Here is a 565-nt window from a genome sequence, read left to right on the forward strand (position 1 = left end):
GTGGGTAGTTTAACCTTTCGGGGAGGACGCTCACCACTTTGTGGTTCATGACTGGGGTGAAGTCGTAACAAGGTAGCCCTAGGGGAACCTGGGGCTGGATCACCTCCTTATACGAAGATATTTACGATGAGTGTCCACACAGATTGATAGGTTTAAAAAGTTAAGAGTAACCTATGTCCCGTTCGTCTAGAGGCCTAGGACACCGCCCTTTCACGGCGGTAACAGGGGTTCGACTCCCCTACGGGATACCATCTTTAAGCACATTTATTTAAGTGTTTTTAAAAATGGTTCATTTTATTGAATCAAGCTCTTTAACAATTTGGAAAGCTGACTGATTGACTTACTTACGAGTAATTCAATCAAATTTAAAAGTTCTCAATGTTTATCTGCTCTTATTTAATAAGAACGGTATAAACACAACAAACACATTCAAGTGTCTTGGCTTTTTGTCTTCACTTTTTAAAAGTGGAAATAAAGAGTGATTCAAACTTAGTTTGAATCACAATTGAGTCCGGCAAACAGTCATTGAGAATTAACCCTTCTTGATGACAACCAAAAACCTTGG

Annotated in this window: 1 tRNA gene and 1 rRNA gene; both read left to right on the forward strand. The window is 39.5% G+C overall.

What is annotated here, in order from left to right:
* A 16S ribosomal RNA gene (locus AB4486_RS22610) occupies positions 1-110 on the forward strand; the annotation flags it as partial.
* 65 nt (positions 111-175) lie between these two features.
* A tRNA-Glu gene (locus tag AB4486_RS22615) sits at positions 176-251 on the forward strand.
* Positions 252-565: the final 314 nt, after the last annotated feature.

The organism is Vibrio sp. 10N.222.55.C6, from assembly GCF_041473395.1.
GTDB classification, from domain to species: Bacteria; Pseudomonadota; Gammaproteobacteria; order Enterobacterales; family Vibrionaceae; genus Vibrio; species Vibrio crassostreae_C.